General features: G+C 58.5%; 20 protein-coding genes. 6 read left to right on the top strand and 14 right to left on the bottom strand.

Annotated features, from left to right (window positions below; translation table 11 throughout):
- Positions 1-197: 197 nt before the first annotated feature.
- The 3 genes from KQ940_RS03950 to KQ940_RS03940 all read right to left on the bottom strand — a co-directional run bounded on the left by KQ940_RS03950 (position 198) and on the right by KQ940_RS03940 (position 4009).
- Positions 198-1307, bottom strand: a complete 1110-nt coding sequence (locus tag KQ940_RS03950) for a polyamine ABC transporter substrate-binding protein (protein ID WP_217411935.1) — start codon at positions 1305-1307, stop codon at positions 198-200.
- A gap of 34 nt (positions 1308-1341) precedes the next feature.
- Positions 1342-2655: an alginate export family protein gene (locus KQ940_RS03945; RefSeq protein WP_217411933.1), complete on the bottom strand. Its 1314-nt coding sequence runs from the start codon at positions 2653-2655 to the stop codon at positions 1342-1344.
- 79 nt (positions 2656-2734) lie between these two features.
- Positions 2735-4009 (bottom strand): serine hydrolase domain-containing protein, encoded by a 1275-nt coding sequence (locus KQ940_RS03940; RefSeq protein WP_217411931.1) that lies wholly within the window; start codon positions 4007-4009, stop codon positions 2735-2737.
- Positions 4010-4168: 159 nt separating this feature from the next.
- Here KQ940_RS03940 and KQ940_RS03935 point away from each other — a divergent pair, with 159 nt between their 5' ends.
- Complete coding sequence (locus KQ940_RS03935; protein ID WP_217411929.1) at positions 4169-4783, top strand: TetR/AcrR family transcriptional regulator; 615 nt, start codon at positions 4169-4171, stop codon at positions 4781-4783.
- 31 nt (positions 4784-4814) lie between these two features.
- On the opposite strand, the gene KQ940_RS03930 is transcribed toward KQ940_RS03935, so the two are convergent.
- Together KQ940_RS03930 and KQ940_RS03925 are read right to left on the bottom strand one after the other, a co-directional pair.
- Complete coding sequence (locus KQ940_RS03930) at positions 4815-5639, bottom strand: response regulator transcription factor (protein WP_217411927.1); 825 nt, start codon at positions 5637-5639, stop codon at positions 4815-4817.
- A 164-nt stretch (positions 5640-5803) separates the two neighbouring features.
- A complete protein-coding gene (locus KQ940_RS03925; protein ID WP_217411925.1) occupies positions 5804-7207 on the bottom strand; it encodes an aspartate aminotransferase family protein in 1404 nt (467 codons plus the stop codon).
- A 221-nt stretch (positions 7208-7428) separates the two neighbouring features.
- Here KQ940_RS03925 and KQ940_RS03920 point away from each other — a divergent pair, with 221 nt between their 5' ends.
- Entirely contained in the window at positions 7429-8136 is a 708-nt protein-coding gene (locus KQ940_RS03920; protein WP_217411923.1) for a glutamine amidotransferase-related protein, read from the top strand.
- 212 nt (positions 8137-8348) lie between these two features.
- A complete protein-coding gene (locus KQ940_RS03915) occupies positions 8349-10169 on the top strand; it encodes an ABCB family ABC transporter ATP-binding protein/permease (RefSeq protein WP_217411921.1) in 1821 nt (606 codons plus the stop codon).
- On the opposite strand, the gene KQ940_RS03910 is transcribed toward KQ940_RS03915, so the two are convergent.
- Complete coding sequence (locus KQ940_RS03910) at positions 10166-11128, bottom strand: acyltransferase family protein (protein WP_217411919.1); 963 nt, start codon at positions 11126-11128, stop codon at positions 10166-10168. The two genes, KQ940_RS03915 and KQ940_RS03910, sit on opposite strands and share 4 nt — an antisense overlap.
- Positions 11129-11425: 297 nt before the next feature.
- On the opposite strand from KQ940_RS03910, the gene KQ940_RS03905 reads away from it, so the two are divergent.
- On the top strand, positions 11426-12805 hold the full coding sequence (locus KQ940_RS03905) for an MFS transporter (RefSeq protein ID WP_246589700.1): 1380 nt from the start codon (positions 11426-11428) through the stop codon (positions 12803-12805).
- Positions 12806-12934: 129 nt separating this feature from the next.
- On the opposite strand, the gene KQ940_RS03900 is transcribed toward KQ940_RS03905, so the two are convergent.
- The gene (locus tag KQ940_RS03900) at positions 12935-13543 is read right to left on the bottom strand and encodes a hypothetical protein (protein ID WP_217411917.1); all 609 of its coding nucleotides are present in this window, start codon (positions 13541-13543) and stop codon (positions 12935-12937) included.
- A gap of 10 nt (positions 13544-13553) precedes the next feature.
- Complete coding sequence (locus tag KQ940_RS03895) at positions 13554-14288, bottom strand: HupE/UreJ family protein (protein ID WP_217411915.1); 735 nt, start codon at positions 14286-14288, stop codon at positions 13554-13556.
- A 728-nt stretch (positions 14289-15016) separates the two neighbouring features.
- On the opposite strand from KQ940_RS03895, the gene KQ940_RS03890 reads away from it, so the two are divergent.
- Positions 15017-15259 carry a hypothetical protein gene (locus tag KQ940_RS03890; protein ID WP_217411913.1) on the top strand — a complete coding sequence of 81 codons (243 nt, stop codon included), beginning with the start codon at positions 15017-15019 and terminating at the stop codon, positions 15257-15259.
- Here the strand turns inward: KQ940_RS03890 and KQ940_RS23175 are convergent.
- Positions 15248-15520 (bottom strand): type II toxin-antitoxin system RelE/ParE family toxin, encoded by a 273-nt coding sequence (locus tag KQ940_RS23175; RefSeq protein WP_425515619.1) that lies wholly within the window; start codon positions 15518-15520, stop codon positions 15248-15250. The two genes, KQ940_RS03890 and KQ940_RS23175, sit on opposite strands and share 12 nt — an antisense overlap.
- A gap of 4 nt (positions 15521-15524) precedes the next feature.
- A complete protein-coding gene (locus tag KQ940_RS03880) occupies positions 15525-15707 on the bottom strand; it encodes a hypothetical protein (RefSeq protein ID WP_217411908.1) in 183 nt (60 codons plus the stop codon).
- A gap of 101 nt (positions 15708-15808) precedes the next feature.
- On the opposite strand from KQ940_RS03880, the gene KQ940_RS03875 reads away from it, so the two are divergent.
- Positions 15809-16591 carry a hypothetical protein gene (locus KQ940_RS03875; RefSeq protein WP_217411906.1) on the top strand — a complete coding sequence of 261 codons (783 nt, stop codon included), beginning with the start codon at positions 15809-15811 and terminating at the stop codon, positions 16589-16591.
- A gap of 182 nt (positions 16592-16773) precedes the next feature.
- Here KQ940_RS03875 and KQ940_RS03870 read toward each other — a convergent pair whose 3' ends face one another.
- From KQ940_RS03870 to KQ940_RS03855, 4 genes are all read right to left on the bottom strand, one after another.
- A complete protein-coding gene (locus tag KQ940_RS03870) occupies positions 16774-17352 on the bottom strand; it encodes an integrase core domain-containing protein (protein WP_217411904.1) in 579 nt (192 codons plus the stop codon).
- Between the two features lie 80 nt (positions 17353-17432).
- Entirely contained in the window at positions 17433-17954 is a 522-nt protein-coding gene (locus KQ940_RS03865) for a hypothetical protein (RefSeq protein WP_217411902.1), read from the bottom strand.
- 255 nt (positions 17955-18209) lie between these two features.
- A complete protein-coding gene (locus tag KQ940_RS03860; RefSeq protein WP_217411900.1) occupies positions 18210-18572 on the bottom strand; it encodes a hypothetical protein in 363 nt (120 codons plus the stop codon).
- 171 nt (positions 18573-18743) lie between these two features.
- Positions 18744-19559: an ABC transporter permease subunit gene (locus KQ940_RS03855; RefSeq protein WP_217412238.1), complete on the bottom strand. Its 816-nt coding sequence runs from the start codon at positions 19557-19559 to the stop codon at positions 18744-18746.
- Between the last annotated feature and the right edge of the window lie 5 nt (positions 19560-19564).

Genomic DNA, 19564 nt, shown 5'->3' with positions numbered 1-19564 from the left:
CGTTCAATATCCGCCACAGTATTGTGACGATTGGGTCGGCAAGTCCGGAAACCGAGATAGTGAGCCAGTTCACTCTGAGGTTCCCTTGCGGTAGGGATCTGGAGTCATGGTGAAATAAAAAGAGGCCGCCGACAATGTGTCGGGCGGCCTGCTAGCAAGTATGCGGTAGCGAAGAGGTGCTGAAAAAAGTGCGACGGTTAGTTACTGTCCCCGGCCAGAACGGAGTTCCAGGCTCGGGTACGCATACGACCGGTTTTCATTGCTACATCCTCCAGCGGGAACAGCAGCTCCTGCTTGTCCTCGGGGATATACATGTATGGATCGTTGCGAATCGGCTCTATGACCAGTTCGGTCGCATCCTTGTTGGCGTTGGGGTAGCCGATCTCGTTGCTGGCGCGGGCGATCACGTCCGGGCGTAGCATGTAATTGATGAACGCATGCGCCTCGTCGATATCCGGTGCGTTGGCGGCGATTACCATCACGTCGGACCAGAAGGGGACGCCTTCGCGGGGCAGCGACATGCGTACCTCGACGCCGTTGTTGGATGCGCGCGCGATCTTGTTGGCCAGTGCCATGCCACCGGACCAGCCCACGCCCAGGCAGATGTTGCCGTTGGCCAGATCCATGCCGTAGCGTGACGAGTTAAAGTACTTCACGTAGGGACGGATCTTCAGCATCAGGTCACGCGCCTGCTCGTAATCCTCCTTTTGAGTTGAGTGGGAGGGCAGGCCGAGGTAGTTCAGTGCGATCGGCATGATCTCGTCGGCCGAGTCGAGCAGGCCGACACCGCACTCTTTCAGTTTGCTGATGTTCTCCTCCTTGAACAGGATATCCCAGGTATCCATGTCCACGTCGCTGCCCAGCGCTTTCTCGATCGCCTCTCGGTTGTAGCCGATCAGTGTGGTCCCCCACATATAGGGGATGGCGTACTGGTTGCCGGGATCGTTGATCTCCAGCGAGTGCATCACTTTTTCGTCCAGATGCGGCAGATTGGGCAGCTTTGACTTGTCCAGTGGCTGGATCGCCTTGGCATTGATATAGCGCTTCATGGTCGTGCTGCTGGGGAATACGACGTCGTACCCGGAGTTGCCGGTGAGCAGCTTGGATTCCAGCATCTGCGGGTTGTCGAAGACGTCGTAGATCGGGTGGATGCCGGTCTCTTTTTCGAAATCCTCCAGAATCTGCGGCGGAAGATATTCGAGCCAGTTGTAGATGCGGACCACGCGCTGCTGCTCCTCGGCCTGAACGCTAACGGTCAGCATCGAGGCGGTCAGCAGCAGAGTTGCTTTAACTGCGTTGATTTTCATTGTTGTTCTCCGTTACGTCTTGGTTGGCGATCGATCAGTAGCGGTAAGTGAAGTAGAGTTCCAGGGTGGAGAAATCCTTGTTGCCGAAGACGGATTCCGCCGCCTCTCCCGGGCTGACACGGCTGTACGCGATGGACGCCAGGATATTCTCGTTGGGATACCAGTCGAGGAACAGAGTGGCCTCGTTGCCGAAATCCTTGCTGGCTACCGGTGCGCCATACAGATTGGCCTCATCCAGCTTGAAATCGTAATAGATCGCACCAATACCCAGGGTCGGACCCAGATCGGCCTTGATCCACACCTGGTCGACCGCCTCATTGCTGTTGTTGAGCAGGTAGTTGCCGGTGATATCGCCGATGATCCACGTGCCCCAGTCGATATAACCCTTGGCCAGGGAGTCCCAGCTTTTCTGCGTGTTGTCGCCCAGGTTGTCGTCGCCCGAGAAGTAGGAGTGGCGGTAGCCGATGCGTGGGCGCGACTCGAATGCCGAGAAGGCGTATTCCGCTTCCGCGAACCAGGCGCTGGCATCGTAGTCGACTCCATCACCGCTGCCGGTTTGAATCGCATACTCGCCGGAGAGGGTCAGATCGGGCAGTGACGGGATGTTCAGCCCCAGGCCACGAACACTGTATACGCGCATACCGTCGCGGGTTGCCGAGCTATTGTCCGACTGCACGCCCAACGCCATGGCACCCAGCATGCTGCGCTCGCCCAGATAGTAGTCGACGTTGGCGCCGTTCATGCGGTACTTGCCCAGATGAGTATCGGTTTCCAGCGAAAACCCCTGCACCGAGTAGGCATCGCTGTCGTAGCGCAACACCGCTGAGTCATGGAAGGCGTGTCGCGGAGCGAGCCAGAGTGCGGCATCGTCGAACATATCCAGGTTGCCGTCCATGACGATAAAGCCGTTGCCGACCATGAAATCCTGGTGACCCACGGTAAAGCGCCAGCCCTGCGACTCGAAGCCGGCATACAGCTCTTCGACATCGATACTCCCATCGGAACCGTTGGTGAGTCCGGCCGCATCGCCGTCGCCACGAGTGGCGGCTGCTACCGCGGATGCGGCGCCGACCAGGCTGAAGTCGGGGCTAAGGCTATAGTTCAGCTTGGCGCTGGGGGTGACAAAGTACTCCTGCCAGTTGGCATCCTCGTCTGTCACTTCCAGGCTGCGAACGTCGAAGCGTCCGGCACCGAAGTTGGTGTTGCGGGTAAACAGGGCGGCGCTGCCAAGCGACACACCCAGTTCGGCTTTCAGATCACCTTTCTCAACGGTATAGCCGGCGTGCGCAGCGCTGCATGCAAGCAGTAGTGCTGCGCCCGGTAGCAGACGCTCGAGATGGGTTTTCATCACTGATACTCCTTGGTTTTCGTTATTGGTTACGGAGGGGCCGCCGAAAAGGCCTGCCGGTGGGCAGACGGTGTTTGGGTTATTGTTTTAAGTGCGCCGCGATCGCTTTCAGCAGGCGGACGCTATCGGCGTCGAGTAGCCCGACCGCGTCGGGCAGCGTCGACTGTTTGACGATCACGACCTGGGCCGCGAAGTCGATGAACAGGTATTGGCCATGAATGCCGCCGGCCATGATTGACTGGCTGTCGTGGTTGGAGACATACCATTGGCTCTTGTAGGAAGCGCCCGGTACCCAGCTGTGGAAATCCTCGTCCTGGGCATAGATAGACGGGTCAGAACCGTCGGCGATGCGGGCGATGGTGTCGGCATCGATCAGCTGCTCGCCGTTGAAGTTGCCGCCTTCGGCGAGCAGCAGACCGAATCGCGCCATATCGCGCGCGGTAGCGTTGAAGCCCGCACCGCACACGCTGCGGCCCCAGGGGTCGGCGAGAAAATAGCCGCTCTGCTCGGCCCCCATGCGTGACCAGACCCCGGTCAGCATATCGGCGCAGGAGCGGCCCGATGCTCGCTCCATGACCCAGGCCAGGGCTTCGGTGCAGGCGGTCACGTAGTGGAATAAACCGCCGTGTTCACCTCGTTTGCGCAGGGTCGGCAGATATTCATACAGGGAGCGATAGCGGGAGTAAGCGGAGGGTGCCGGCTGGAAACCGCAGGCGTAACCGTATTGGGAGCTTTCCGATGCCGGGTCGTCGTACTGTTCGCTGTATTCGATGCCGACGGCCATATCCATCAGTTCGCGTACTGTGGCATCGGCAAAGGCACTGCCGGCGAACTCCGGTACGTAGCGGTCGGCGCGTGCCTGCGGATCGAGCAGGTCATCACCGATCAACTGCTCCGCCAGGGTGCCGATCAGCGATTTGGTTACCGAGAACATGATGTGGCGGTCACTGGCCTGCTGTCCGGCGAAGTAGCGCTCGTAGACAAGCTTGCCCCCCTTGAGCACGACGAAGGCGTCGGTGTTGGTCGCGCAGAGGGCCTCAGCGACCGTTACCTCTCGCTCGCAGTTACTGGTGAAGCTCAGCTCACCGAGTTCGATCGGAGCTTCCGGCAACTCTCTTACCTGAGTCCGTCCGGCCGGGACCTCGACGCCGGGGCGCAGTCGACCCAGATGACGAAACCCCCAGCGGCTGTACGGCAGACGCATCCAGTTGTCCCAGGTGACCCTTAGCTCCGGTGACGGCGGAAAGCCCTGCATAAGCGCCGGTGAATCGCTTGGCGTTGCCAACTCCCGCTGTGCCGCTTGGTACAGGGCGTCGATCTGTTGCTGTTCCGTTAAAGCGTCATGGCTGTACATCGTGTTGTCCTAAGTCTGCAGTAACGAGGTGTGATGCGATTATTTTTAATCCTATAAAATATTTTAGTCAATAAAAAATTATATTGAATTAAAATTTTTACGGGGTAAACATGGATGGTAATATGCGGCGCACAGTCAACCGGGGAGGGAGTCAGTCCTGTGAGCGGATTAAGGGAACGTCAGAAGGCGATGCGGCGTCAGGCGATTCGCCAGGCGGCGATCGAGCTGTTCGAGCAGCAGGGGTACAGGGATACGACCATCGAGCAGATCGCCCGGCAGGCGGGGGTTACCGCGCCGACCGTGTTCAACTACTTCGGCTCGAAGCAGGCGATACTGCTGGAGATCTTCCAGGATATCGACAAGGCGGCGCTCGAAGAGGCCTGCCGCGATATCGACAAGTATCCGGACCCGCTGGATGCTCTGTGCCGTCTCGAACAGGTGATTGTCGATCTGACCCTGAAATCCTTCCCTACTTCATTCTGGCGCGAGCTGCTGCCGATGCTGATTGTCGAGGCCGGCAGCGGTTTGCCTGAGAGCTATCGCAACTCCAACGATCTGCTGAAGCAGGGGATAGCCTCGGTGCTGGAGGGGATGAAGGCGAAGGGGGTGCTTAGAGAGGATTTGAATGTGCATGTAGCGGCCAGGCTGCTGAATGAATATTCCTATCTGCAGCTGATGCGACTGACCAGCCAGGACGATTACGACATCGAAGCGCACCGGCGGGACGTCCGCGAGACCACCGCGCTTGTGCTGTATGGCATGATCAAGCGCTAGTCTTTGCGGAGCTCCAGTGGATCTACATTGGCTAGGTCAGGTGAGGCTCTGCTGAAAGCGCCTTCAGATGTCCCAGGAACATCGTGAAGATCTCCGACTGGGTCGAGGTATCCAGCTTGGCATGGATATTCTTGCGGTGCACCTTCACCGTACCGACGCTGATATTGAGCTTGTCGGCGATTGCCTTCGATGAGTTGCCCTTCAGAATCAGGTGGGTGATCTCCCGCTCGCGTTGGGTCAGCACACCGCTGCCGAAGCTCTTCAGCGCCTGTTTCACCGCGTCGTCGGACTCTTCGTACTGCACGTACTCACCAGCCTGGGCCAGCCAGAACTGCCGGAATAGGGCGCTGATCACCGGGCAGATCTCCTGCAGTGCGCGCAGCTCCGAGCGGGTGATGGTGCCCAGCCCCTTGCAGCGACCCAGCGAGATCGCACAGGTGACCTCGGCGTCCAGCTTGATGATCATCACGATCTCATCGACGATGCCGAAGTACTGGTAGCACTCCTGGTAGAAGTCGGTCTCCTCGAACGAGTCGGGCGCGTACTCGACCAGCCGGGTTACGCCGGAGACCGTGTCGTGCTGGATCGCATCGAACAGCGGATCAAGCAGGTAGTAACCGTTGTTGAGGAAGGAGCGCAGCGTACTGCTCTGCTCCGACGGATCGATCGGGTGGATGACGATAGGCTTGAACGACTTCTTGTAGGTGACGATCAACGAGGTGTCGAAGTGACAGTAACTGGCCAGCACCTCGACCAGTACGCGGGGAAAGCTGCGTAATCGGATGTGATCGATCAAGACGGCCAGGTTCTTTTGCCAGCTGTCCTGCAGGTTGATCGTCTGGTAAGCGTCGGTCATTCGGGTACTGCGATAAGGCGCGCGGTGTTGAGCGCGCTGGTTGGAAAACTGTTCAGTCCTTTTTTCTTCTACACAAAAAAACGGCATATCACAACTCCAGCTAACTCAGCCCTAGCAGCAAGTTGCGATATGCCGCAGCGGCAATAGCAAAAAATATCGGTGGATTACTGGGCTACCTTGATACCCATATCGGCCAGCGACTTGACGGTCAGGTCGAGGCAGAGCTGCGCTTTGTCGATCAACTCGTCGATCTCGGCCTTGCTGATCACCAGCGGCGGCGACAGCACCATGCGGTTGCCGCAGGCGCGCATGATCAGGCCGTTGGCGAAGCAGTGGTTACGGCAGATCGTGCCCACATCCAGGTTGGAATCGAACAGCTTGTGCGTGCTCTTGTCCTGGGCCAGCGCCATACCGGCGATCAGGCCGACACCTTCGATATGGCCGACCAGCGGGTGGCTGCCGAGTCGCTCGCGCAGCTGCTGTTGCAGGTAGGGGCCGGTCTCATCGCGTACCTGCTCGATGATCCTCTCCTCGCGCAGGATACGCAGGTTCTCCAGCGCCACTGCGGCGGCCACCGGGTGACCGGAGTAGGTGAAACCGTGGAAGAACTCGCCGCCCTTGGCGATCAGGGCGTTGGCCACGCGGTCGCCGACGGCGACCGCGGAGATCGGCTGGTAACCGGAGGAGAGCCCCTTGGCCATCGAGATCAGGTCCGGTTTGATATCGAACGTCTGGCTGCCGAACCAGCTGCCGGTGCGACCGAAACCACAGATCACCTCATCCGCCACCAGCAGGATGTCGTACCTGCGGCAGATCTTCTGGATCGCCGCCCAGTAGCCCGGCGGCGGGGTGATGACACCGCCGGCGCCCTGGATCGGCTCGCCGACAAAGGCGGCCACGTTATCCGGACCCACCTGCAGAATCTTCTCTTCCAGTGCCTGGGCGCAGGTCTGGGCAAACTCCTCCGGGCTCTGACCGGCGGCTTCGCCGTACCAGTAAGGCTGGCGGATATGCTCCATGCCCGGCACCATCGGGCCGCCCTGGTTATGCATGGCGGACATGCCGCCCAAGCTGGTGCCGCCGATGGTGCTGCCGTGGTAGGCGTTGTTGCGCGAGATCATGATCTTGCGCCAGGGCTTGCCCTCGACCTCCCAGTAGCGGCGCACCATGCGGATAATGGTGTCGATCGCTTCCGAGCCGGAGTTGGCGAAGAATATGTGGTTCAGATCGCCCGGGGTGACCACGGCCAGCTCTTTCGCCAGCTGGGTTGCCGGGCTGGTCGTAGTCTGGAAAAAGGTGTTGTAGTAGGGCAGCTGGTTCATCTGCTCCTGGGCGACATCGGCCAGCTCTTTGCGGCCGTAACCGATATTGACGCACCAGAGCCCCGCCATACCGTCGATGATGCGGTTGCCTTCGCTATCCCAGAGATAGACGCCTTCCGCGCGTTCGATGATCCGTGCACCCTTGTTGTTCAGTGCCTTGGTATCGGTGAAAGGGTGCAGGTGGTGTTCCGCATCCATGGAGCGGATAACTTCACTGCGGACCGGTTCCTTATTAATCGCGTTCATTCATAATCTCCAGTATGCGTTGAGCCATCTTCTTTGGGAAAGACCCGGCAACCCGCGAATGTTGGGGTATCGTCTCTGGCGTCGGGCCCTGTCCACGAGGGATAGGTTCAAGGTACTGGTTCACGCGGTTTTGCGAATATACCTACCCGGGGATATTTTGGGTCTGGGGCGCGCTCTATAATCTAAAGCCATACTGTTTAAGCATCTTCAGAGGACAGATGATGAGGATCGGAATACTTGCCACCGGTATCACACCGGACTCACTGCTGGGTCAGTACGGCTCCTATGCGGACATGTTTGTCGATCTGTTGGGACCGCAGGCGCACGACTACTCGGTGTTCAACGTGCGCGATGGGGAGTTTCCTCAATCAATTGATCAGTGCGACGGCTGGATCATCACCGGCTCCAAGTGCGGCGTCTATGACGACCTGCCGTGGATGCGCACCCTGAAGCAGCTGATCATCGATATCTACGAAGCGGATATCCCGATGGTCGGCATCTGCTTCGGCCACCAGATCATCGCCTCTGCATTCGGCGCCAAGGTCGCCAAGTATGAGGGCGGCTGGGGCGTCGGCCTGCACAGCTACGCCATCGAGGGCGACCATCCCTTCCTCGATGCCGGCGAACGCCGCTTTACCCTCAACGCCATGCACCAGGACCAGGTGCTGGAGCTGCCGCACAACGCACAGCTGTTCGCCACCTCAGAGTTCTGCCGCTACGCAGGGCTGGTCTACGGTAACCGCATCCTGACCCTGCAGGCACACCCGGAGTTCAACAAGGATTACGAACGCGATCTGGTGCTGGCGCGCAAGGGCGCCGTGGTGCCCGACGAAGTGGCCGACAGAGGGCTGGCGACACTGACCGCAGACGCCAAGATAGACTCCGCAACGGTAGCCAAATGGATGGCGCGCTTCCTGGCACGAAACTAGGCCACGCAGCACCTGACGGAACTGAAACCCGATGCTGAACGGCATCGGGTTTTTTATGTACAGGATGTACGGTATGCCGCAAGCCGCCACCCTGTCGAGTCGGTGCACCCAACTCCAGCTGCGGGATGCTAAAGTGAGCGTTGATATGCCACATTCGGTGGCGGTACAGGGTTGGCGGCTCGTTCGCTTCATTCACCAGGGTGCTTAGATTCATGGTTCGAGGTTCCAGTCGCAGTCATCACCATCTGTCCCCCAGCCGAGAGCCGGTGAGCGCCGCCGCCACCTGGGACGTGTTCAAGACCATCTGGCCCTACCTGTGGGAGTTCCGTACACGCATGGGGGCAGCCTTCGCGCTGCTGGTGGCGGCCAAGGTGGCCACCGTGACCATGCCCTGGGCGCTGAAAAACATCGTCGATGGCTTGGACAAGTCCCAACACCAGGTGCTCGTTGTCCCTCTGTTGATGCTGGCGTTTTACGGCCTGCTCAGGTTCGGCTCGGTGTTTTTTGCCGAAGCGCGGGATGCAGTATTCAGCCGCATTACCGAGCGTGCCATGCGGCGCATGGTACTGCGCGTGTTTCGCCACCTGCATGCGCTGGAGCTGGAGTTTCACCTGTCGCGCCAGACCGGCGGCATCTCTCGCGATATCGACCGGGGCGGCAACGGCTTCGGCTTCCTGATGCGGATGCTGGTGTTCAATATCGTGCCGACGCTGATCGAGCTGGCGCTGGTTGCCGGTATCCTGCTGATCAACTTCAGTGCCTGGTACGCGCTGATCATCCTGATCTGCGTCGGTATCTACATCTACTTCACCGTGATCACCACCGAGTGGCGCAACCGCTTCGTGCGCGAGATGAACCAGCTCGACTCCGAAACCAACACCCGCGCCATCGACAGCCTGCTCAACTACGAGACGGTCAAATACTTCAACAACGAGGAGTATGAGTCAGAGCAGTACGACCGTAACCTGGCGCGCTGGGAGTCGGCCCGGCTCAAGACCCGGATGACGCTGATGCTGCTGAACAGCGGCCAGGCGCTGATCATCGCCGCTGGTATGGTTGCGCTGCTCTGGCTGGCGGCGGGAGACGTGGTCAATGGCGAAATGACCCTGGGCTCGCTGGTGATGATCAACGCCTACATCCTGCAGCTGTTCCTGCCACTGAACTTCCTCGGCATGGTCTACCGCGAGGTGCGCCGGGCGCTGACCGATATCGAAAACATGTTCGCACTGCTGAAAAAGGCGCCCAGCGTCAAGGATGCGCCCGATGCCAAACCGCTGGAAGTCAGTGAGGGTAGCGTGGAGTTTCGTAACGTGAGCTTTGCCTACCACGCCGAACGTCCGATTATCCGCAACCTCAGCTTCAAGGTGGAGCCGGGGCAGAAGGTAGCGATCGTCGGTCCCAGCGGCTCCGGCAAGTCGACGCTGGCGCGGCTGCTGTTCCGCTTCTACGACCTGGACAGCGGCGAGATCCTGATCGACGGCCAGCCGATCCGAGCCGTCACCCAATTGAGCCTGCGCCGGGCGATCGGTGTTGTGCCTCAGGATACCGTGCTGTTCAACGACACCATCTTCAGTAATGTGGCTTACGGCCGACCCGAAGCCGGGGCCGACGAGGTGCACCAGGCGATCCATCTGGCCAACCTGGACCACTTTATCCAGGCCCTGCCCGAAGGGGACAAAACACGGGTCGGCGAGCGCGGACTCAAGGTTTCCGGCGGTGAAAAGCAGCGCATCGCCATCGCCCGCGTGATCCTGAAAAAGCCGCCAATCCTGCTGTTCGACGAAGCCACCTCGGCGCTGGACAGCGCCAACGAGCGCGCCATCCTCGCGGCGCTGAACAAACTGGCGAAAAACCACACCAGCCTGGTGATCGCCCACCGTCTGTCGACGGTGATCGATGCCGATCAGATTCTGGTGATGGAACAGGGCGAGATCGTCGAGCGGGGCACCCACCAGCAGCTACTGGCGCGGAACGGTCGTTATGCCGGCATGTGGCGGTTGCAGCAGGACAGCCCGGACAGACTGAGCCACTAGGTTGCCGGGTGCGGAAAACCAAAGCGCTGTACCCAGGTATCCAGCCGATTGAGCCGACTGGCAAGCGCCACCATCAACGCCACATAGATCGTGATCGCCAACCCGACCGGCAGCGCCAAAGCCGTCATCAACGACACCAAAAACAGAAATGGATAGTGGATCAGAAATAGCGGGAAGGAAAGGTCACTAAGCACACGGATCGCATTGCCGGCCGGGAGCTTTAATCTAAACCAGGTGCTGTTGGGTAGCACCCGTGCCAGGTAGAGACCAAGACCAAACTCGAAGAAACGGCAGGGTGGGAACCAGTCTCCGGGGCGGCCTGGCATAAAACCGTACTGGCGGTAGAGCCAGCCCTCCATCTGATCGATCAGCGACTGCTCTACGAACGGTATACCCCACTGGCCGACGTAGTAGCGTGCACCCAGACTGATACCGAGCAAAGCGGCAAGGGTTCGATGCGGCCAGCGCTTCATGCTCCACAGAAAAAAGGGGGACAGTGTATACAGGCTCATGATCAGCGAGATGAACCAACTGGGAGGGTTATAGGGGCCTCCCCAGAGCCCCATCCAGGCATAGAAGCCGGTGAAGCTGCCGATCAGATCGGTTATCAACCCGTTGGGAAAGGGGGCCGGGGCGTCACCCTCCAGTAAGACCGCCGCCAGCAGGTAACCCAGCATCGCCAGAGGTATGGATAGCCAGTAGGCCGGGTAGATGCGCATCACCTTTCTGAGCAGATAGGTTGGGTAGCTCACCCGGCGTGATGTATCACTCAATCCGGCCAAAATACCGGATAGCAGCAGAAACAGCGTCACACCGACACCGCCCAGGCTGACGAAATAGAGGTTCTTCCAGCCGAAAAAATCGCCGCTGGTGTGGCCCAGCAGCTGTCCCAGATGGGCTACAAACACCAGCACAATGGCCAGGATACGCAGGCTGTCCAGCAGATGAGAGCGGTTCATGAGTTAGCAGTCGCAAATAAAGTGGATGCTTAGCGCACTCTAACAGCTGCCTATGACGGTTTTATGGGGAGAGAAACTGCGATACGGGATATCTGAGGCAGTAAAGCATGAGCGTGACGAGGTTACCGTGGGCCGGGTTACAGGTGTTGTTAAGGGGGCCTCTTTGGCCCAAAATGCGCTCAGAAACACTGCCGGGGATGACAGAAAAAGTCAGTTTTTACATGGTCGGGACCCATTGCTGACAGATACTAATCGTTACCCTGGGCCCGCTCTTCGGTTCTCACGAGATAACACATCATGAATGCCTCCCCGTTAAAGGATCGACGGTACCGCCATCTGTTTTCCGCCCAAGTCATTTCGCTGTTCGGTACCGGGCTGACCACGGTTGCGCTTGCTCTCTTGGCTCACGAAATGGCGGGCGAAAGGGCCGGCGAAGTACTTGGGATCGCATTGGCGCTGAAGATGGTGGCTTACGTATTTGTAGCGCCGGTCATCAGTAGTTACGCCCAGACGCTCCCGCGTCGAGGGTTTCTCGTGACGCTGGACCTGTTGCGTGCGGTGGTGGTGGTGTCGCTGCCGTTTGTGACAGCTGTCTGGCAAATCTATGGCTTGGTATTCCTGCTTAATCTGTTCTCCGCCGGTTTCACGCCGGTATTTCAGGCGACGATTCCGGACATTATCAAGGAAAAAAGACAATATGACCGGGCACTGTCGCTCTCGCGTCTGGCCTATGATCTGGAAAATCTGTTAAGTCCCGCCATCGCCGCGATGCTGATCGCGGTCATCAGCTTCAACGCCTTGTTCCTGCTTAATGCGCTGGCTTTCGTTATCTCAGCCTTGCTGGTCGTATCGGTAGTTCTGCCTGCCATATCGCCGGATGCAGGTGTCACGTTCTGGCAGCGGGCGGTAAAAGGGATGCGGATCTACCTGCGCACTCCCCGGCTTCAGGGGTTGCTCGCTCTTTGTCTGGCTGTTGCTTCGGTTGGCGCCATGCAGATCGTGAATACGGTGGTTTACGTCAGATCGGCTCTGGAGCTGGGCGATACCTGGGTGGCGATAGCTCTGGCTGCCGCCGGTGGCGGTTCGATGATCGCGGCATTATCACTGCCCCGGCTATTGCAGAGGGTTTCTGAGCGGGCGCTGATGCTGACGGGTGGGGCGTTGCTGGCCATTGGCGCGCTACTGGGCACCCTTCAACCGGGAATTGCCGGGCTGATGTCGCTGTGGTTCCTGATCGGGATTGGCAGCTCGCTGGTACAGACGCCGGTGGGCCGCCTGTTGATCCGCTCCTGCCATGAAGCGGATCGCCCGGCGGTTTTCGCTGCACAGTTCTCGCTCTCCCACGCCTGTTGGCTGATCGCTTACCCGCTGGCCGGCTGGTCGGGCGCCAGCCTGGGTATCGGCATGACGTTTGGTCTGCTCGGTGCCATTGCGCTGGTCGCAACGCTGACTGCTCTGAAGCTCTGGCCGGCGTTGGAGCCCGAGGTGCTGGAGCACACTCACCGCGCGCTGGATCACGAGCACCTGCACTATCACGACGACCATCATCAACATGGGCATGAAGGTTGGGAAGGGCCGGAACCTCATGCGCACCCCCATCACCATGGTGCGATAACGCACAGTCATCCGTTGGTCATCGATGAGCATCACCCGCATTGGCCAACGCGGGAGCACTAGCTTGGTCTCATCAATGGCGTCGGGGTTGGCATAGCGCAGGGTCCATACCTTGTCCTGATCCGTACTCACCTGGGTGGATTCCGCATATTTGCTGAAACATAATCTGTTCAACAGGCCAATTGCTGGATATCAGGGGCGATAGAGTTTGGCGTAATAACCGGCGGTACTCAGGTGAATGGTCACCGGTTCGCTGCCGTTGTTTTGCCAGTACCAGCCGTGGGTTCCCGCGAACGGCGCTTCGAATGAACCGCTTGCGCTGGACTGATCACGCTCCAGCCAGTAGCTGGTGAACTCATCACCGGCATTGGGGCGCTCACCGTGCATATCGAACAGCACTGTGCCGCCCTCGGCCTTCCAGTGGAAAACAAAGTTCTCTCCCTGCTGCATCAGCGCCTTGATCTCGGCACCCTGGCGCGGTTGCAGGGTTAACGACATCTCGTCGGAACGAAACGCCGAACCACTCTTCCAGAGCGGGCTAAGACCGGTACTTGCAGTATCCATGAGCGGGGCCGGCTCGGCCAACGCACCGGACTCTGGCTGGGACTCACCGGCATTGGCTTCGTTCAACACAGTAAGTCCCATCGATCTGCCAAGCCCCGTGGGGTCGACGCCATACTCGGCGGGTAAAACAGTGGTGACCAACAGGACACCGGCGATAGCAAGGGCAATGATAGTCGCCTTGATCAGACTCTTGCCGGATGGCAGCCCATCCTGGCTCAGTTCAGAAATATCACGCATGTTCGATTCCTCAGGAAAGGGTCAGGTACCCGGTAAGCTGGTAGCCGATCAACATGAAGCCTGCCGACATCAACCCCACATTGGCGGCAAACGCATGTCGTTGAAAAGCGGCGGTGCGCCGCCAGGCGTTCATCGCGATCAGAATTGCGCCCAATGCCAGTAACTGGCCGATCTCGACGCCGACGTTGAAGGCGAGGATATTCGCCACCAGGCCCTCCTCCGACAAGGTGAAGTCCTGAAGCTTGGTCGCGAGGCCGAAGCCATGGAAGAAACCGAAGACCAGCACGGCCGCCTTGGTATTGGGTTGCAATCCGAACCAGCGGCGAAAGGCGCCCAGATTGTCCAGTGCCTTGTACACCACTGAAAAACCGATAATCGCGTCGACAATATAAGGATTGACCTGAGTCTCGCCGAGGACCCCGTACAGCAGCGTCACGCTGTGTCCGACAGCGAACAGGCTGACGTATATCCCTACCTCTTTCATACGGTAGAGAAAAAAGATCACCCCGAGCAGAAACAGCAGATGATCGTACCCGGTCACCATATGCTTGGCGCCGAGGTAGATAAAGGGTAGCAACTGCATGCCGTTGGCACCCTCAATAAACATGGCGTCACCTTCAGCGACACCATGGGCAAAGGCCTGCGATGAAAGGCCGATGGCTGCCGGCAGGAGCAAAAGCGTGCAGGCAGCCATGAGCATACCTTTCGCTTTTCCCACGCCGACAGAAAGCAATGCTGGGAACATATCAGTTCTCCATCAACAACTATTCTGAGAATAAATGAGTGCTTGGCTCTTGGATAAAAGCTGAAGCAAGCCTTGGAGGGCGATAGAGCGCCTGAGGGGATGATAGTGGCTATGCCGGAGAGCCTCGATGAGGGGATCAATCAGCGGAGCCCTCTCATGCTCGGCCAGAGCCGCGTTCCAGACACCACGACATAGCATCGCCAGGAGCAGCAAAACGATCACCGACAGTCGAGATACCTTGTTGGGGAAAGCGATGTCACCCACGTAATAAAACCACAACACGAATTGATGTTCGAAGCGAGTCTACCCCGGACGAGTCGGTGGACGAAATAGTACTTCCGGGCCGGCACGAATGGGTAAAAGGCGTAACTGCCCTGTGGAGGGTGTTCATAGCTCTGTGTCAGCCAATATTCACAGATCGACGTACTCGTCGATCCGCCCCTCAAGATGCCCGCCAACTGGCAGTCAGGCCGAGCCAAAACCCGGACACTGGATCCGTCTACATCTCGGCGGGTACACGAGGAGGGCTATCGGCGCAGATAATATCCCAGACTCCTTCCTTGCATGTTCACGTAAACGAACCATGCCAAGACATGACAGAGTGGCGTAACCCGGCCAAATATCACTTGTGAGGCAGCGACCATGACGATCCCGAAAATCATCAATAAACTGCTTGGCATTCACGTCACCGGTTACCCGGTTACCCGGTCAACCGGGGCGTATTGCGATTGCACCCCAAACAACCCTTTATCGAATGGTTGGCGAAGGAAAGCCAATGTAGCCTCGAAGAGGCCGAAAGACTCGCATGGGAAGACCGCACCGCCTTCCTGTTGCCGATGTCCTTCACCGAGAGCCGATACAACTTCCTTGATGACCTGATCGCCGCCACCGGCGGCCAGCAGGTGACCTGCACCAAGCTTTACAGTGCCTTCGGCTGGAAGGAGAGGATCAGAGATTGTTCACCGCTGTAAATCGTTTGGAACGAAGTGCCGCCGTTTGTGGATGATGCCGTGAATGTAAAGGGTGCTACCCAATATTTCATACATGATACGGTAAGAATACATACCGATTTCCCGGACATTTTCTTCACCAATTTCCGGCACCATCCTGCCGAGGCGAGGAGCCTCCAGCAAGATCTCGTGTCTTGGACGACACGTTTTGCGTAGCGTTTGGAGTCCTGAGCGATATATTGGTGAAGCAGATGCAAGTCTTTGCGTGCAGGTTTTGACCACACGATCACCACTGTTCAATCTCTCGCTTCAAGTCTTCATGGTTGATGGTATCGCCTTCATTGATGGCTTCGCGGCTTTTGTGCAGTTTATCTATGACGTAAAGGCGGTACATGATCTCATCGATATCGGCATCGTCTGGCAGGTGCTGGAGGGATTCCAGAGCCTCCTGCTTTAATGTCTGCTGCATGAACGCTGCTCCTCTATTGCACCGACGATACACAGAAACTGTGTGGTATCGGAACTTGAATCGGGAAAATGTCAGCTTATACCCGGTACTGGCGGGGCGCAATGCGGGTAGTCATCGTCGATGGCAAACGCGTCGATGCCGGCCGCATGGGGCAGCGCGTCGATATGGTCTACGACCAGCGCGATCGTCTGGTCGAAGCCACCGACGCCCTGGGCCACACCACCCGCTACGCCTACGACGGTCGCGATAACCGCACCCAGACCATCGACACCAACGGTCACGCGTCCCGCCAGGTCTGGGACGGCCTCGGCCGCGTGGTGGACACCATCACCTACCAGAACGGCCAGGAGATCCACGAACGCAAGGCCTACGACGCCTACGGCAACGAGATCTCCACTACCGACGGACAGCGGGTCACCAGCACCAAGCTCTACGGCGCCTTTGGCCGCGTCACCGAAGAGATCGACCAGGGTGGACGCCGCACCCTGTACGAGTACGACGATCAGGGTCGCCTGATCCGCGAGTACGCCGCCAACGGCAAGGATATCCGCCGCAGCTACGACGATGCCGGCCGCCTGCTCGAGGTCAACGACCTGGGCACCGGCGTCAAGACCGTCTACCGCTACGACCTCGCCGGCCAGCGCATGGCCGAGGATATCGATACCAACGGTGACGGCCTCTACCAGGCCGCTGCGCACGAGCGCAGCATCCGCTACGAGTACGACGCCATCGGCCAGATGGTGCGCTGGATCGACAGCGTCACCGGTATGCACACCAACTACCAGTGGGACGCCGCCGGCAACCTGCACCGTGCCTATACCGACCTGGGCTACGACCCGGTGTCCCGTCCGGATGTCCGGCAACAGCTATCAGGGTATTTTTGAGGTGCTTTTTCGATGAAACCTGCTGAAAAAGCACCGTCGCTGTTCGAGATAGGGCCAAAAATCCGATGATTTTCAGCGCACAGCCACCGATTTCGGCTCAAAGTGCCCGCCAAGTGGCAGTCGGGGCGAGCCAAACCCCGGACACCGGGTCCGTCTACATCTCGGCGGGTACGCGAGGAGGGCTATTGACGCAGATAATACCCCTGCAACAACCCATCCCAGGCCTCGAACCACTCCGCCGTCCGACAACGGGGAATGACGGTTTCACCCGCCCACACCTCAGCCGGTGTTCTACCGTCCAGCGCTTGATGTGGGCGCACATGATTGTACCAGAGCCGGAACTGGCCCAAGGCACCGTCCAACTCGGCGAACGATTCGACCGCCAACCGATCCAGCTTGCGCTTCAATGTACCGAAAAACCGCTCCACCCGCCCGTTCTGCCAGGGGCATCCGAGATCGATGGTCTGATGGTGAATACCGAGCAGCCGCAGCGCCGTCGCAAAGTAGCGCGAGGTAAAGATCGCCTCGTTATCGGTGCGGATGTACTGCGGTTTTCCATAACGCAGCACGGCGATCAGCAGTTCCCGGATAATCGTGGAGGAGCGCTTATCCATCAATGCCGTCAACCTCAGATTGGCACGCGTGCCGTGATCGACCAGTGCCAGAATGTTGTGGCACTGTCCCGCGCCGTCCTTGCCGGTCAGGTCTTTGCCGGAACGGAGCGCTTCAAGTGCTTTGTCGAAATCGAAGTTGTCGTTCATGTGTCATTCCTGTTTCGCGTATGCTACTGAAGTGACACAGATTTCTGAACACTACTGACCCCTGAGCCGGAATCGTACCGTCAATCGCTTGAGGTTGTTTTTTCGATCAGCACATCGGTACCAAGACGAATCAGGGCTTCCTCGGAACTGCCTGGGGTGGCGCCGACAGCCTCAACAGCTCTGTCCTTAGCCATATCCCGGAGTAATTCCGCGTCGCTTCTGCCGCGATCTGAACGCTTGTATTCCGAGCGTTTTTCATACTCGATACGCTCGTAGTGGTCGCGCTCGTACTCCTCATACTCTTTGGCGTTCTCTCGGCTAATCTCTTCCTGATGCTTGCGCTGTTCACGCTTCATCTCTTCGTAGTGTTTGCGCGCTTCGCGTTCTGATTCGCGCTGTTTTTTCAGGTACTCTCGCTCCTCTTCCCGCCGCTTCTGCTGGTATTCACGCTCATCCTCCCGGTATTTTTGCTCTCTCTCACGCTCATGTTCCATGCGCTTCTGGCGGGCTTCTACCTGTTCTTTGTTGGGTGGGTCAGCAAGGGCTACGGCCGGCGACATGAGAATCGACGCCAGGGCGACAGTCAGTAGTTTGTTAATCATAACTCTCTGCTCGGTATGTAAGTAATGGCGCCACTCTGAAACAGTACAACTTAACATTCAGTTAACGCAGTATGTTCGCAGGGTCTAAACTGAATCGCTTCGGATCTTATGGATATGCCAATGCCGTTGAGCGATTGTGGTCCGGCGAAACACGACGTTAAGACAGATGGTACTAGATAGTCTGCGTTAGAGGTCCGCTCTGTGCCGATGAGCGACCGATGACACTCCGGCAGATCGCCTTGCGGGTGCGAAGATTCACAGACCGTCCAGCATCAGGTTACACGTAGCTAAAGGTGCAGCGAATGGGGAGTATTCGGTTGCATTAACCACGGCCTTTACTGCGACCCCACCCTCAAAGGTAATGATCATCTCGCACTTCCCCTGAGTCGGTTTTTTGTTCTGAATCATGTCAGAGTGGTAGGTCCATACCGATGTATTGGGGTCGATATGCTCTATCGTACGGGGCTTGCCCAAGACTCCCTGCAGCTCCGCGGGTGTTCGCTTGACCAGATATGCGCTTACCTCGTCGGACGTCGCAAACCGACTGCTCGTTGCTGCACAGGCGGCGACAAAGAGTCCAATCAAACTGACTGCGATCACTTTTGGAATATTGACCATCTACCCAACCCTGTTGAAGACCTGACGCTCCGGTATGTTGACGGAGACGGTGATTGTATCGCCTCGGCTTAAGGCTGAGTACTGGGACAGGGAAAGCAAAAAAGGAGATGGAAAGTCGAGATAAAGAGTGGCCCTTACCGCGGTAAGGGCCATGTTTCCGGGGAGGAGCGGTTACGCCGGCTGCATCTGCAGATCCGCTTGCCGCATCTGCAGTTTCTGCCGCTTCTCCGAACGACGGGCCAGGTACCAGGCGAGCAGCGCGGTGGTCGATACCGCGAGGATGATCAGCGTGGCCAGCGCGTTGATCTGCGGTGACACACCCAGGCGGACGGAGGAGAACACCACCATCGGTAGTGTGGTGGCGCCGGGGCCGGAGGTGAAGCTGGCGATCACCAGGTCATCCAGCGACAGGCTGAACGCCAGCAACCAGCCCGCGATCAGCGAGGGCGCGATCACCGGTACGGTGATCAGGAAGAACGACTGCAGCGGGGTGGCGCCAAGGTCCAGCGCGGCCTCCTCGATGGAACGGTCCATTTCGCGCAGGCGGGAGGAGACCACTACGGCGACATAGGCCGAGCAGAAGGTGGAGTGAGCGATCCACACCGTTGTCATACCCCGGTCGGTCGGCCAGCCGATGGTATCGGCCATGTGTACGAACAGCAGCAGCAGCGACAGGCCGATGATCACGTCTGGCATCACCAGTGGCGCCGAGATCATGTTGGACAGGGTCATCTTGCCCCAGGAGTGGCGGAAACGGGCCATGACGAACGCTGCCATGGTGCCCAGGATCAGCGCCATGCTGGCACTGAAGAAGGCGATCCTGAGGCTGGTGCCGACCGAGTCCAGGATCTGCTCGTTTTCCAGCAGGGTGCCGTACCATTTGGTGGACCAGCCGCCCCAGACCGTGACCAGCTTCGAGGCGTTGAAGGAGTAGATCACCAGGATCAGCATCGGCACGTAGAGAAATGCCAGGCCGGCCCAGAGCATCACTT

Source organism: Marinobacterium ramblicola (assembly GCF_019084545.1).
GTDB lineage: Bacteria > Pseudomonadota > Gammaproteobacteria > Pseudomonadales > Balneatricaceae > Marinobacterium_D > Marinobacterium_D ramblicola.
This window is presented reverse-complemented; position numbering and strand designations above follow the sequence as displayed.

Excerpts from the sequence above, each read along its gene's own strand:
- KQ940_RS03950 (WP_217411935.1), bottom strand. The coding sequence starts at position 1,307 with ATGAAAATCAACGCAGTTAAAGCAACTCTGCTGCTGACCGCCTCGATG.
- KQ940_RS03945 (WP_217411933.1), bottom strand. The coding sequence starts at position 2,655 with ATGAAAACCCATCTCGAGCGTCTGCTACCGGGCGCAGCACTACTGCTT.
- KQ940_RS03940 (WP_217411931.1), bottom strand. The coding sequence starts at position 4,009 with ATGTACAGCCATGACGCTTTAACGGAACAGCAACAGATCGACGCCCTG.
- KQ940_RS03930 (WP_217411927.1), bottom strand. The coding sequence starts at position 5,639 with ATGACCGACGCTTACCAGACGATCAACCTGCAGGACAGCTGGCAAAAG.
- KQ940_RS03925 (WP_217411925.1), bottom strand. The coding sequence starts at position 7,207 with ATGAACGCGATTAATAAGGAACCGGTCCGCAGTGAAGTTATCCGCTCC.
- KQ940_RS03920 (WP_217411923.1), top strand. The coding sequence starts at position 7,429 with ATGAGGATCGGAATACTTGCCACCGGTATCACACCGGACTCACTGCTG.
- KQ940_RS03915 (WP_217411921.1), top strand. The coding sequence starts at position 8,349 with ATGGTTCGAGGTTCCAGTCGCAGTCATCACCATCTGTCCCCCAGCCGA.
- KQ940_RS03910 (WP_217411919.1), bottom strand. The coding sequence starts at position 11,128 with ATGAACCGCTCTCATCTGCTGGACAGCCTGCGTATCCTGGCCATTGTG.
- KQ940_RS03905 (WP_246589700.1), top strand. The coding sequence starts at position 11,426 with ATGAATGCCTCCCCGTTAAAGGATCGACGGTACCGCCATCTGTTTTCC.
- KQ940_RS03900 (WP_217411917.1), bottom strand. The coding sequence starts at position 13,543 with ATGCGTGATATTTCTGAACTGAGCCAGGATGGGCTGCCATCCGGCAAG.
- KQ940_RS03895 (WP_217411915.1), bottom strand. The coding sequence starts at position 14,288 with ATGTTCCCAGCATTGCTTTCTGTCGGCGTGGGAAAAGCGAAAGGTATG.
- KQ940_RS03880 (WP_217411908.1), bottom strand. The coding sequence starts at position 15,707 with ATGCAGCAGACATTAAAGCAGGAGGCTCTGGAATCCCTCCAGCACCTG.
- KQ940_RS03875 (WP_217411906.1), top strand. The coding sequence starts at position 15,809 with ATGCGGGTAGTCATCGTCGATGGCAAACGCGTCGATGCCGGCCGCATG.
- KQ940_RS03870 (WP_217411904.1), bottom strand. The coding sequence starts at position 17,352 with ATGAACGACAACTTCGATTTCGACAAAGCACTTGAAGCGCTCCGTTCC.
- KQ940_RS03865 (WP_217411902.1), bottom strand. The coding sequence starts at position 17,954 with ATGATTAACAAACTACTGACTGTCGCCCTGGCGTCGATTCTCATGTCG.
- KQ940_RS03860 (WP_217411900.1), bottom strand. The coding sequence starts at position 18,572 with ATGGTCAATATTCCAAAAGTGATCGCAGTCAGTTTGATTGGACTCTTT.
- KQ940_RS03855 (WP_217412238.1), bottom strand. The coding sequence starts at position 19,559 with ATGCTCTGGGCCGGCCTGGCATTTCTCTACGTGCCGATGCTGATCCTG.